The organism is Eubacterium limosum (genome assembly GCF_000807675.2).
Lineage (GTDB): Bacteria > Bacillota > Clostridia > Eubacteriales > Eubacteriaceae > Eubacterium > Eubacterium limosum.
Genome location: NZ_CP019962.1, coordinates 3,232,824 through 3,245,787 on the forward strand (window position 1 = coordinate 3,232,824; position 12,964 = coordinate 3,245,787).

Annotated in this window: 13 protein-coding genes; 7 read left to right on the forward strand and 6 right to left on the reverse strand. The window is 51.4% G+C overall.

Features of this window, described 5'->3' with window-relative positions; all coding sequences use genetic code 11:
* Positions 1–15: 15 nt before the first annotated feature.
* The 6 genes from B2M23_RS15090 to B2M23_RS15115 all read right to left on the reverse strand — a co-directional run bounded on the left by B2M23_RS15090 (position 16) and on the right by B2M23_RS15115 (position 5,228).
* Positions 16–642, reverse strand: a complete 627-nt coding sequence (locus tag B2M23_RS15090) for an ABC-2 transporter permease (RefSeq protein WP_038353949.1) — start codon at positions 640–642, stop codon at positions 16–18.
* Positions 639–1,505 carry an ABC transporter ATP-binding protein gene (locus B2M23_RS15095; protein ID WP_038353948.1) on the reverse strand — a complete coding sequence of 289 codons (867 nt, stop codon included), beginning with the start codon at positions 1,503–1,505 and terminating at the stop codon, positions 639–641. Before B2M23_RS15095 ends, B2M23_RS15090 begins: the two co-directional genes overlap by 4 nt.
* Positions 1,505–1,882: a GntR family transcriptional regulator gene (locus tag B2M23_RS15100; RefSeq protein ID WP_013379891.1), complete on the reverse strand. Its 378-nt coding sequence runs from the start codon at positions 1,880–1,882 to the stop codon at positions 1,505–1,507. The genes B2M23_RS15095 and B2M23_RS15100 overlap by 1 nt, the downstream gene beginning before the upstream one ends.
* A 69-nt stretch (positions 1,883–1,951) precedes the next feature.
* Positions 1,952–2,797 carry an ATP-binding protein gene (locus tag B2M23_RS15105; protein WP_052237463.1) on the reverse strand — a complete coding sequence of 282 codons (846 nt, stop codon included), beginning with the start codon at positions 2,795–2,797 and terminating at the stop codon, positions 1,952–1,954.
* A complete protein-coding gene (locus tag B2M23_RS15110) occupies positions 2,794–3,498 on the reverse strand; it encodes a hypothetical protein (RefSeq protein ID WP_038353947.1) in 705 nt (234 codons plus the stop codon). Before B2M23_RS15110 ends, B2M23_RS15105 begins: the two co-directional genes overlap by 4 nt.
* Positions 3,499–4,112: 614 nt before the next feature.
* On the reverse strand, positions 4,113–5,228 hold the full coding sequence (locus B2M23_RS15115; protein ID WP_038353946.1) for a glycerol dehydrogenase: 1,116 nt from the start codon (positions 5,226–5,228) through the stop codon (positions 4,113–4,115).
* A 144-nt stretch (positions 5,229–5,372) separates the two neighbouring features.
* Between B2M23_RS15115 and B2M23_RS15120 the strand changes: the two genes are divergently transcribed.
* The 7 genes from B2M23_RS15120 to B2M23_RS15150 all read left to right on the forward strand — a co-directional run bounded on the left by B2M23_RS15120 (position 5,373) and on the right by B2M23_RS15150 (position 12,910).
* The gene (locus tag B2M23_RS15120; protein ID WP_038353945.1) at positions 5,373–5,936 is read left to right on the forward strand and encodes a GNAT family N-acetyltransferase; all 564 of its coding nucleotides are present in this window, start codon (positions 5,373–5,375) and stop codon (positions 5,934–5,936) included.
* Positions 5,937–5,996: 60 nt separating this feature from the next.
* Positions 5,997–6,764 carry a DeoR/GlpR family DNA-binding transcription regulator gene (locus B2M23_RS15125; RefSeq protein WP_013379896.1) on the forward strand — a complete coding sequence of 256 codons (768 nt, stop codon included), beginning with the start codon at positions 5,997–5,999 and terminating at the stop codon, positions 6,762–6,764.
* Between the two features lie 185 nt (positions 6,765–6,949).
* Positions 6,950–7,519 (forward strand): glycerol-3-phosphate responsive antiterminator, encoded by a 570-nt coding sequence (locus tag B2M23_RS15130; RefSeq protein ID WP_081571250.1) that lies wholly within the window; start codon positions 6,950–6,952, stop codon positions 7,517–7,519.
* Between the two features lie 16 nt (positions 7,520–7,535).
* Positions 7,536–8,684, forward strand: a complete 1,149-nt coding sequence (locus B2M23_RS15135; RefSeq protein ID WP_038353944.1) for a uroporphyrinogen decarboxylase family protein — start codon at positions 7,536–7,538, stop codon at positions 8,682–8,684.
* Between the two features lie 33 nt (positions 8,685–8,717).
* Positions 8,718–10,262: an FGGY-family carbohydrate kinase gene (locus tag B2M23_RS15140; protein WP_038353943.1), complete on the forward strand. Its 1,545-nt coding sequence runs from the start codon at positions 8,718–8,720 to the stop codon at positions 10,260–10,262.
* 19 nt (positions 10,263–10,281) lie between these two features.
* Complete coding sequence (locus B2M23_RS15145; RefSeq protein ID WP_038353942.1) at positions 10,282–10,914, forward strand: cobalamin B12-binding domain-containing protein; 633 nt, start codon at positions 10,282–10,284, stop codon at positions 10,912–10,914.
* A 502-nt stretch (positions 10,915–11,416) separates the two neighbouring features.
* Positions 11,417–12,910: an FGGY family carbohydrate kinase gene (locus tag B2M23_RS15150; protein ID WP_038353941.1), complete on the forward strand. Its 1,494-nt coding sequence runs from the start codon at positions 11,417–11,419 to the stop codon at positions 12,908–12,910.
* Positions 12,911–12,964: the final 54 nt, after the last annotated feature.

Consider the following 12,964-nt stretch of genomic DNA (forward strand, 5'->3'; position numbering starts at 1 on the left):
TGTGTGGCAGGCATTCTACAAATCCTTATTCATAAAGATATGCCTTGAAATCAAATAAGACAGGAACACAAACGCCAGCACGAATACCGGGGAGCACCAGGCCAGAAGGGTGAGGGTCTGGGCTGAGGGCAGATGGAGCGTGGGCAGATAGCTGCCAAAGCTCACAAAGACAAGGGTTGGGATCATCACGATAATGATCAGAATGTACCGTGCTTTTTCGACCCCGAATTTGTAGATGAAGGGTGTGGTGAGAGCGCCGAGAAACAGTGCGGTCAGCGCAGAGCACAGGGTAGCGATAAAAATCTCCTGCATGGGCAGGTGGATGATCAGGCCTACAATGAGACTGAGGATAAGGGTGACCGCTGTGCCGAAGGCGCACAGCAGAAGAATGAAAAGGTATTTGCTTTTCACGAGGTCGGCCCGGCTCAGGGGCAGGGACATGGCGAATTCGTTCCAGTGGTTGTAGCTGTCATAGCTGAAGCTGCTGAGCGAACAGATCATGACCAGAATGGCGTTGATAGCAGCGAAAATGCTGACCGAGGTCATGCCAAAGGCCATAAAAATATACAGCACCATAAGCACAGCCAGTATTCTGAAATATCGGCGCAGGCCGAGAAATTCTTTGATGATTAAGCCTTTCATTTTTGCTCTCCTTTGGTATAAAACAGCATGATATCCTCCAGGCTGGGGGGATCGATGATCATGTCCCGGTAGCGGTTTCTTACGGCCGCTGGATTTTTGACCAGGGCCTGGACGTCAAAGCTGGAGCGCTGGATACCCACAACGTCTGTGAGGGTAAGGGTCTCGAACTGATTCGGACTGCATTTGACTATGCCGTGGTTTTCGATGAGCGCGTCCTTGGGCTCGCTGAACAGGATCTGTCCGTCGTGGATAAAGGTGATGTAGTCGGCCACACGCTCCAGATCGCTGGTAATGTGGGAGGACATAAGGATCGAGTGATCCTCATCCTCGATGAATTCCTGGAAGATGTCCAGTATTTCGTTGCGCACGACCGGGTCCAGCCCGCTGGTGGCCTCGTCCAGAATCAGGAGCCTGGGCCTGTGGGACAGGGCGGCGGCGATGGAAAGCTTCATCTTCATCCCTTTGGAGAGGTCCTTGAGCCGTTTGTCCGCGGGAAGGCTGAAGCGTGAGAGGTAATCCTCGAACAGAGCCTTATCCCAGGTTTTATAGATGTTCCCCATAATCTTTGTGATTTCAGGGGGGCGGAGGTCATCGGGAAAGTTCTGGTCGGCAAAAACAACGCCCAGTTCTTTTTTGATGTCTTTTTCATTCTGCGCAGTGTCCAGTCCCAGAATCTGCATGGTGCCGCTGTCGGGATGGATCAGGCCCAGCAGTGCCTTGATGGTGGTGGTTTTACCTGCGCCGTTTTCTCCGATAAAGCCCATGATGCTGCCGGAGGGCAGGCTGAAGCTGACGTCCTCCAGGGAAAAGCCGCTGTAGTGTTTGCTGAGGTTTTTAATTTCAATGGCGTTTTGAGTGTCCATTAGCTGTCTCCTTTGTAGAGTAATGTGATGAGTTCGGTGAGCTCAGAAAGGGTGAGGCCGCAGCTCTTTGAGAGGTCAATGGCCTGTTCCAGCAGGTCCTGTATCTGCCGGTAGTTTTCTTCACGGATGAACTCGGTATTCTTCTGGGCGACAAAGCTGCCTTTGCCCGGAGCGGTCTCGATAAAGCCGTCCTGTTCCAGATCGGCGTAGGCCCGCTTGGTGGTGATGACGCTGATGCGCAGCTCCTTTGCCAGAACGCGCATGGAGGGCAGTGCGTCGCCGGGCCTTAGCTCGCCTGTAATGATCTTATTTTTTATCTGCGTGGTGATCTGCTCATAGATGGGCTTCCCACTGCTGTTGCTGATGATAATATCCATGGATGATCCTTTCGAAAGTTATACTGTATATATACGATATACACAGTATACACTCGCTTGAAAGGTTTGTCAAGAAAAAGTTTTAATGGCAGTGGATAGCATCTCCCGGGCCCTTGCCATCTTTTCCCGGTGCTGTGCCTGTCTCTGGCTTTGACCCTCGAAAAGCATGGGACAGCACATTCCTGTGATGCGGTCATAGATGCGGCGTGTGGCCATGTTCTGGGGATGATTGAGCTGATCGGGCGTCAGGTTGGTGGTGATGATGGTGGGCTTGCCGCTTTTGTACCGGGCGTCGATGAGGTTGTAGATCTGTTCCAGGGTGTATTCGCTTTGTCTCTCAATGCCGAAGTCGTCGATGAGCACCAGGTCATAGCCGGCCAGGCGGTTATAGTAAGCATTGCGGCTCCGGTCCTTATCGAACTCGCCGGGCATGTCGTCTCTCAGCTTGGTGAGACTGGTGCCCAGGACGTTATAGCCGTTGTCGTCCAGAGCGTTGATGATACAGCCGGCGGTAAAGGTCTTTCCAGTGCCCACGTCACCGTAAAACAACAGGCCGATGTTCTCTCTGAGGTTTTCCTCAAACTGCGCCACGTACCGCTTTGCCTTTTCGATGGCCCCAGGGCAGGCGCCATTGTCGGCCTCAAAGGTCATTCTGCGCAGGGCGGGGTCGTGAATATGGGATGCTTTTCGGATTTTCTGCCGCTCTGCTTCCTGACGGGCCTTAAACGCCTGATCACGCTGGTCGCGGGCTTCGGTTCTGCACTGGCACAGGCAGGGGACTTTTTTTCGGATGGCGCCAAGGGTCACCCATGTCTCCATGGGGGTGTGGCAAAGCGGACAGTGCTTGAGTCCGTTCTCCATATAAAATTCCGGGCTGCCGGCGTTGGGATCGGGGATTCTGGTTTCAAAATTCACAGGCTTTCTCCTTTGCGTGCGGTGTAATCTGGAATGGGGCTATTTGGCTGTTCATGCCGCTTTTCCGAGTCTCTGCGGTAAAAGCTGAGAATGGTATGGTAATGGCTTCTGTAGCGCTTATTGGCAGCTTTCTGGCCGATTTGGCCAATGTACTCGTTCAGTCTTTCGATGTAGCGCACGGTGTCCGGTTCGCCCAGGCGTTCCCTCAGCTTTATCCGTTCATCGGTGGTGAGGGTGACGAAGTCGCCGTAGCACTCTTTTAGTTGGTCTGGTTTGCTTTGGTTTGGTTTATTTAATGTGTCCGGTTTGCTAACCAGTTTGTTATCCGGTTTACTAACCGGTTTGCTAACCAGTTTAGTATTCGGTTTACTAACTGGTTTGTTGTCCGGTTTTGCGTCTTGTTGGGGCATGCTGGAGGCTTGAACCAGATTGGTGAGCTGATAGGTACCGCATTGGTCCCTGTGCCCATTCGTATAAGCCAGGAAACCACCTTCACAGAGTTCCTTACGCGCGGCCTGCATCCGTGTCAGGCTGAGGCCGCTGAGGCCGCAGATCACTGAATTGGCTGCGGTAAAGCGGTCTGGGAAATACAGGTCGTTGGCGTATTCCAGAAGAATGGCGTAAAGGGCAATGGCGTTGGATGAGAGCGGGCTGGCCAGACGCTTTCTTCGATAAGCGTTGAGCTGTTTGAGATAATCCATATTTTTTCCTCCTCTTGAGATGGTTCTACTATATACATACCGAGTTTTTTGAAAATGGCAGGGTGTTTCATTGATCATTGTAAAAAATGCTTCTACTACATACATACTTTTTTGGGCAAAAATAACAACCATCTGGTTTAAGTGAATTTATTATAAAATGAAGTATAAAATACTTTTAAAAATGTTTTTGCGTTTTGGTGCTAAATGAGCAACTTTCATTTGTCTTTGCCCATATTCACGTGTAAAGGCCTCTATCCATACAATGGAAATAAAAGAGAAAATATTCCAGTTTTTTTTGTTCAGAAAGGGTAAAAATTTGTGATATTAAAAAAAACCGCATAAAGCGGTCGCAGCGTGTAGACAAATGCTATTATAAACAGGCAGAGCGTGAATAAGAGGACTGTTAATTGAGAATTGAAAATGAAAGACCTCTTTTGCTGCCGCAAAAGCGATTAAGACAGCGGCCTATGGCCGCTATTTCATTCAAAATGCGCAGCATTTTGTTCTTGTAGCTGTGCATTAGGTTCGTTCCCCAAAGTTATTCTAACTTTGGACTCACCGTCATTCTCCATTCTCAATTTTCCATTAAAACAGCCTCTGGATTTAACCTTGAATCAACCTTCCGTCTTCCACCCCCGGCCCATTGCGTCAGCGGCCAGGATGGCATGGTAGATGATTTCAGGGTTAACAGTGACAGGCTCGGCGGCGATGTGCTTCGCCTTTGCGGCGCGCTCGGCGACCAGACGAAGGTCAGCCTCCATACGGGCATCCAGACCGATTTCGGCAAGGGTGACAGGCAGGCCCACGCTGGTGGAAAAGTCCAGAACCTCCTCGATTTCCGCTTTTGGGCGGTTTTCGAGCACCAGCTGGCACAGGGTACCAAAGGCGACGATCTCACCGTGGGTGTAATTCCGGCAGGCCTCCACAGCGGAAAAGCCGCTGTTTAGCGAGTGCGCTCCTGCGCAGCCCACACATTCTACGCCCAGCCCGCTGAGCAGGGTGTTGGCCTCGATAATGTTTTCAAGCGCCTCGGTACAGGCACCGACTTCGGCAGCCTGCCTGGCCTTCAGGCCGTCCTCAAGCAGCACCCGGTAGCACAGCTCAGACACCGCCATCCCTGCCAGGGTCGTTCGGTAGCCCTTTCCGATGCGGTTGGCGGTGTTGGACTCCAGATGCGCCCGGGCTTCAAAATAGGTAGACAGCGCGTCGCCCATACCAGATACCAGCAAACGGATCGGCGCCCTGGAGACAATTTTGCTGTCGACCAGAATGAGGTCGGGGTTGCGCTTGAAATAGATGGTTTCAGCGTGGACGCCTTCCTCGGTGTAAGTGACCGAGAGCGCAGAGGTCGGCGCGTCGGTGGCGGCAGAAGTCGGGGCAATGACAATGGCTGCCGATACCGCGATGCCGGTGTATTTGGCAGCGTCGATGGTTTTGCCGCCTCCGATCCCCACAATGACATCACTGCCATTTTGCGAGGCGGCAGCCGCCAGGCGTTCAAGCTCGGTAATGGTGGTTTCGCCGCCGAATTTAACGGACTCGATGGCAGAGCCTGCAGCCTCAAAGGCTTCCTTTAGGGATGGGGAAAGAGTGTCGTAAAAAAACGGGTCGATGATGGCAAGCACCTTTTTTCCGTAGTCGGCTGTATAGTCCTGAAGGCGCTCAAGCTCGCCGTAGCCCTGAATGTAGCGGCTGGGGGAGCCAAATGCGCGCGTGGTTGATGTAAGCATCTGTAAAAACCTCCTGATTCGTATAAAGTTCAGAGCTATTATACCATAAAGCCTTTGGGAATTGGACCTTTAAAACATAAAAGAAAACCGATACACAGGCTTGTAATCGTGGTATAATAGGCTAAAAGAAAGTGAGGGATTCATATGAACCATCAGGGAACGCGTAGAATTGAAACCGAGCGGCTGGTGCTGCGTCAGTTTTCCATTGACGACGCAGAGGCCATGTACCTGGGCTGGGCAGGAGACCCGGAGGTTACCCGATTTATGAGCTGGCCCACCCACGAGAGCCTTGAAGACTCCCGGGCGGTCATTGAGGCGTGGCAGAACAACGCTATTTTGCTGGATGATTATAACTGGTGCATCACACGCAGAGAAACCGGCGAGCCCATTGGAAGCATTGGCGCTGTCCGTGTCGACGAGGCGGCTGAGTATGTGCATGTGGGCTACTGCATTGGCCGGAAATACTGGAACCAGGGGATTACATCTGAGGCGCTGTCAGCGGTGATCCGTTTTTTCTTTGAGCGCGTGGGTGTTAACCGCATTGAGTCTCTGCACGCGGTGGAAAACCCGGCGTCCGGGAGAGTCATGCAGAAGTGTGGCATGACAAAGGAAGGGGTGCTCCGGGAATACAATGTGAGCAACTATGGGCGTTGCGACGCGGCCGTTTACAGCATTCTGCGCCGTGAATGGCAGGGAACAGCCGGCTGAACCCCTTGCACAGGTATGAAAGAAATGGTATAGTGTTGGTAGAAAAGGGCGGTGAAGTGAATGCTGCATGTAGAACGCAGAAAAGAAATACTCAATAAAATCCTGAAAGAGGGTTCTGTAAAGGCCGACGCGCTGGCAAAAAAATACGAGGTGGGCGTGCCAACCATCCGGAGGGATTTAAAATACCTGGCAGAGGAATACGGCATTGAGCTGACCTACGGAGGCGCCTATGCCAAGGAAAGCCTGGCAAGCCAGACCACTGTGGAGATGAACATTGCCCAGAAGAAGCTGCAAAACCTGGATGAAAAACGGATCATTGCGCAAAAGGCGGCAAGGCTGATTAAGGATGGGGACACCATCGCGCTGAACTCTGGAAGCACAGTTGAGCTGGTTCTTGATTATCTGGAGGATATGAAAAGCCTGAACGTCATAACGCTGTCGCTGAATGTGGCCCTCAAGGCGTCCACTGTAAAGGGTGTGAATGTCTTTATGCCCGGCGGGCGGCTGCGCAGCATTTCAGGCGCTTTTTACGGAAAGGACGCGGATGATTTCCTCAGGAAGTTTAACATTGACAAAGCCTTTATGGGGGTTTTGGCTGTTTCCATTCCCAAGGGCGTGACCCACAGCTCGCTGGAGGAGATCGAGGTTAACCAGACGCTGGCCGAAATCAGCCAGAAATGCTATCTCATGGCCGACTATACCAAGTTCGATAAAATATCCCTGGCCAAGATGTTTGACCTGAATATTTTTGAGGCCTTTGTTGTCGATGGTAAAGAGCCGGAAATTTACAGGGAATACGCCCGGAACAACGGCATTGACATCCTGTGAAATCGTAAAAGTATCCTTAATAACAGAAAAAACTGTTGACATCGATTTACAAACATGCTATTATGAAATAAATTAATACGTATTGGTTTGAGATTGTAGAAACCGCAATAAATAAATGGGAGTGTTTTCCTGTTTGTTTATCGCGGTTTTTTTCTATCTTGAATCATTGGAAAGAGGCCACTCCAATGATCACTAAGGAACAAATGAAGACTTTTAAGGCATACCCGGTTATCGCTGCTGTGCGGACGCCGGAGAATTTCAGACAGGCTCTCGACTCAAAGGTTCGGGTGCTGTTTATGGTAGGAGGCGATTATTTTAAGGCAGAAAACCTGATTAAGGAATTTAAAGAACAAAATGGACTGGTATTCCTGCACATGGATCTGATTGAGGGCATTGGACGGGATATTGGCGGCATCCGGCACGCGGTGGAGCGCACTGGGATTGATGGCGTCATATCGACCAAAAGCCATATTCTAAAGCTGGCGGCTAAGGAAAATCTAATCACAGTGCACCGGATTTTCCTCATGGACAATCAGGCGCTGGAAAGCGGTATCAACCTGTTTAAGGCGTCGAAGCCAGATATTATCGAGCTGACGCCAGGGCTGATCCCGCGGATCGTGCGAAAGGTGAGCAATGAATTTGAACAGCCTGTGATCACAAGCGGGCTGGTTTCAAAGCCGAGTGATGTAAAAACAATGATACAGGCAGGCGCCATGAACATTGTGTGCAGCTGCGAGGCGCTTTGGAATTTGTAAAAAAGGAGAGACAAGAATGAATTCGAGAGAACGTGTGATGGCAGCGGCCAGCCACCAGGAGCCCGACCGGGTGCCTGTGGATATGGTCCTGACCATTGATGTATACAGAGATATGAAAAGGTTGCTGAAGATGGACCATCTTCCAGACACCCCCCGGATGGGCCACTGGACCGATGTACAGATGCCGCTGGAGATGATCCAGGCGCTGGATCTGGACATGTACTACATTTCGCCGAGGTCGGCAAAATCAGCCCATTCCAGACAGTTTGAGGACGGCAGCTTTACCGATGAATGGGGCTGCTACTGGAAAAAGACCATGATCGACGGCGGACATTTTTACTTTGAACTGCAGAACCCGCCGCTGGCAGACGCCACCATCGAAGATCTGGAGAACTATGAATGGCCGGATCCCAGCGACCCCAAACGGTTTGAGGGCCTGCGTGAGGAAATGCAGATGGTCCGGGACAAAAGTGATCTGGCCATTCTGGCAAAATTTGCCGGCGCGGTTTTTGAGGTAGCTACCTATATGCGCGGCCATGAACGCTGGTACCGCGATCTGGTCAACAATCAGGAATTTGCCCACGCGCTGCTTGACAAGGTCTGTAAAATACAGAAGGAAATCGACCGTGTCTGTATCGACGCTGTCGGCGAATACGTGGATATTCTGCGCCTGAGCGGCGAAGATCTGGGCACACAGGACAGCCCGCTCATTTCACCGAGAACCTTCCGGAAAGTAGTAAAACCACATCTTGAGGAGCTCTGGGTAAGCGCGAAGACAGAGCTGCTTAAGAAAAATCCGCAGGGTAAGGCCATGCTGCACAGCTGCGGCTCCATCCGCCCCTTTATCCCGGATCTTATCGACTGCGGCATCGACATTCTGGACCCGGTACAGCCAGGCGCCAACCATATGAACCGTTACGAGCTGAAACAGGAATTCGGCGATAAAATCGTCTTTCACGGCAATATTGATATTCAGAAGGTGCTGCCCTTTGGCACAAAGGATGAAATCACCGAGGAAGTGCGCGACGCCATTAAGGCGCTGGCCCCGGGCGGCGGCTTTCTGCTGTCACCGGCCCACAATGTTCAGAGCGATGTGAGCGCGGAAAATCTGGTGCACATGATCGAATGTGCCCACGAATTCGGCGTCTATCCCATTCAATTGTAAGCGAATAAAAAATAATTTTTGGAGAGAGTAGAGATGAAAAATTATATTAGTGGAATCGATATCGGAACAACCGGCGTAAAAGTAATTATTTTTGATATGGAGGGCGCCACTGTCGGCAGTGCCTACCGTGAGTATCCCTGTACCTTTCCGCAGTCGGGATGGGTAGAACAGGACGGAGAGATGACCTGGCAGCAGACCTGTGAGGCCACCCGGGAAGCCATCGCAAAAGCAGGCGTCGATCCTGCGGAAATCCGCTCCATTGGCCTTTCCACCCAGCGCTGTACCTTTACCCCGGTGGATCAAGCCGGCATGTCGCTGCGGTCTGCCATCTCATGGCAGGACAGCCGTTCCTTTGAGGAATGTGAGGAGATCAGCCGTCTGGTGGGGGCGGAGCGCTATTATGAGATCACCGGCCTGCCTGTAGGCACGACCTGGTCGGTCAGCAAGATCATGTGGATCAAGAAACACCAGCCGGAAATTTACGCGAAAACCTACAAGTTTGCCATGGATCAGGAGCGTATTTTAAACAAGCTCGGCGCAGAGGGCTACTTTGAGGACTGGTCTAACGGCTCCCTCCAGGGGCTGATGGACATCAAGGCATTTGAGTGGAGCGATGAGCTCGTAGGCGCTCTGGAGCTTGACAAATCCAAGCTGCCCGACCTGGTGCCATCAGGCAAGGTCGTTGGGAAAATATCCAAAGAGAGCAGTGCGCTCACAGGCTTTGCCGAGGGAACCCTTTTGGTTTCGGGCGGCGGCGACCAGCAATGCGCAGGTATTGGTGCAGGCGCTGTGAAAAAAGGAACCATTGAGGTGACTATCGGCACCGCAGGCGTCACCCTGGCCTATATGGACGAGCCGATTTACGACGATAGTATGCGTCTGCCATGCTCGGCCCATACAGTAGCGGGCAAGTGGGAAACAGAAGGCCTGCAGAACGCGGCTGGAAGCTCCCTGAAATGGTACCGGAATGAATTTGCCGTACCAGAGATTGAAAAGGCAAAAGCACTGGGAATCGACCCCTACGACCTGATCAATGAACAGGTAGAGGGCATACGTCCCGGCAGCGACGGGCTCATCTGTATCCCGTATTTTGCCAGTTCAGCCGCGCCGAACTGGGACCCATTTGCGCGGGGAACCTTTATCGGCCTGACCCTGGGCCACAGCCGGCAGGCCATGGCACGGGCCATTATGGAGGGCGTTACCTACGAAACCCGTGAAATCATCGACCAGATGATCACAAACGGCGTCGAGGTTGATGAGATTGTATTGAGTGGCGGCGCCGCAAAATCCGATGTCTGGAATCATATCCAGGCAGATATTTACGGCAAGACCTGCAGTATTCTGGCTGTAGAGGAGGCCACAGCACTGGGTGCGGCGATTCTGGCAGCTCTTGGAGCAGAGCTCTACGCAAACGTAGGCGAAGCCGTTGCCCACATGGTGAAGATCGTGGCGGTCTGTGAGCCGGATATGCAGCGGCACGCGCTGTATAATGAATATTTTGAAATATACAAGGATGCCTACCAGGCACTGAGAAAGGCAGACGTCTATGAGCGCCTGGTGAAGCTGGCATTAAAATGAGAAAACAGAGGAGACAAGAATGAAGATACTGGATCAGATTAAAAATGCGGTTTATGAAGGATTAGAGGATGAGACACCTTCCATGGTGCAGGCGGCAGTGGACAAGGGGACCAGTCCGCAGGCCATTCTGGATACCATGATGGAAGCGATGGAGATGGTGGGAGAGGAGTTTAAAAACGAGGAGATCTATATACCGGAGGTGCTGTGCTCATGCTACGCCATGCAGAATGGGTCAGAGGTGCTGAAGCCTCTGCTTTTAGAAAACCAGCAGACCGCGACCGGAATCATTGTGCTGGGAAGCGTAAAGGGAGACATGCACGATATTGGTAAAAACCTGGTAAAAATGATGTTTGAGGGACGGGGCTTTAAAGTCGTGGATATCGGCATTGATGTGCCCGAGGAGCGTTTTGTGGAGGCCGCTGTCAAAGAGAAGGCCGATATTGTGGCCTGCTCTGCGCTGCTGACCACCACCATGCCCGAAATCCCCAAAATTGTTAAGGCTTTTGAGGATGCGGGTGTCCGGGAACAGTTTAAGATTATGATTGGCGGAGCGCCCATTACGCAGGATTTCTGCGATAAAACGGGCTGTGACGCCTTTGCCAAGGACGCAGGAAGCGCCGCTGAGGCTGCCGTACAGATCTGCCGGAATTAACAGGATTTAAGCACACTGTGGAGACCAGTGTGTTTATCCAGTCAAAGAAGTGGCGTGGTTTGAGACTGCGCCTTTTATCCAGATAAGAAAAAAGGTCCTGGCGCTGTGAATAACGGCCGGAAATTGTGCCATTTTACTGCAACAGCCGGACACTGGTGAGATAAAGCATTAACTTTAGTGAAGAAGATATCTGGGTGAGGGTAATGCCCGCAGAACCCTTTTTTCTTCCTTAGGTAAAGGGCTTCGTCTCTCAAAGTTTTGACATTTTAAGCACACTGTGGAGACCAGTGTGCTTTTTTATTGTAAATTTTGCAAAATTTAAAAATTAGTTGACAAACCATCAAAAAGCATATAATATTAACATAAAGTCAATACAAAATACATAAAAAGTGAATATGTAAAGCATTTACAGGCGAAGGAGGAAAGGAGGTTTCTGACAGCAAAGCTGAGCATAAAGAAGACAACTGAATAATCATTTTTTGAGGAGTAAAGGAGTAAAAAAATGAAAAACTATGTTTTAGTCATTGACGAAGGAACAACTGGTACAAGAGCGCTGATTTTTGACAAGGAATTTAATATTGTATCCCAGTGCTATGAAGAATTCACACAGTACACACCGAGTGAGGACAAGGTTGAGCACGACGCCATGGAAATCTACGCCAAGAGCGTGGGCGTGTGCCGTGAAGCCATTGAAAAAGCGAAAATCGCCAGCAGCGACATTGCCGCCATCGGCATTACCAACCAGCGGGCAACCTGTCTGGTCTGGGATAAGAACACCGGCGTGCCGCTGTACAACGCCATTGTCTGGCAGGATAACCGCACCGCGGCATTGTGTCAGGAAATCAATGACAGTGAATGGGGAGAAAAAGCGCGCAAGGCCACCGGCTGGACGGTAGCGCCGGTTTATTCCTCCCTGATGCTGCACTGGTATCTTGAAAATGTGCCGGAGATTAAAGAAAAGATTGAATCCGGCGAAGCGCTTTTCGGCACCATTGACACCTGGCTGATCTGGAAGCTGACCGGCGGAAAGAGCCATGTGGTCAGCTATTCTAACGCTTCTGTCATGGGCAGCCTGGATTTAAGCACAGGGGAATGGTACACCGAATTCTTAGACTATCTGGGGATTTCAACCGATATTTATCCCGAAATCGTCAACGACTCCGGCAACTACGGCACCACAGACCCGGATATTTTCGGGGCAGAGATTCCCATCTGCGGCGCCATTGCCGACCAGCACGCCGCGCTTTATGCCCAGGGCTGTCGTTCCAAGGGAACCTGTAAAATCACCAACGGTACAGGCTCATTCTTAGATATCAACATCGGCGACGAATGTGTTGTGTCCGATCAGGGCTTAAACACTGTTATTGCCTGGAAGATCGGGGATGAAATCAATTATGCTCTGGAAGGCTTTGAAGCCGTTACCGGCTCAGCTGTTCAGTGGCTGCGTGACGGGCTTCAGGTCATTGGCAAATCCAGTGAATCAGAACCGCTGGCACGTTCAGTTGAGGACTCTAACGGAGTGTACTTTGTACCTGCGCTGGCAGGGCTCAGCGCACCTTATCACGATCCCTATGCCAGAGGCACCATTTTTGGCATCAGCCGCGGCACTACTAAAGCCCACATTGTACGGGCAACGCTGGAAGGGGTCGCCTACCGCTTAAAGGACATTCTGGATGTCGTCGAAAAGGAATCTGGTGTAAAAATGACCGATATCCGTATTGACGGCGGGGCATCGATGAACGATTTGCTGGCACAGCTTATGGCAGATATGCTCGACGCCCGTGTCGACCGGCCGTTATCCGTCGAAGCCACCAGTCTTGGCGCAGCCGAAATGGCCGGCCTGGCAGCCGGCCTCTGGACCGAAGCCGATTTTGACAAGTCTCTTGAAATCGACAAATCCTTTGAACCGGCCATCACACCGGAAAAACGCGAAGAGCTGTACGCAGGCTGGCGTGAAGCCATCGAGCGCTCCGTCGGCTGGCGTAAGCAGGCATAAGGAAAAAAACAGAAATAAACACAAGCAGAGGGGCAGCCCATAAGCCGCCCCTCT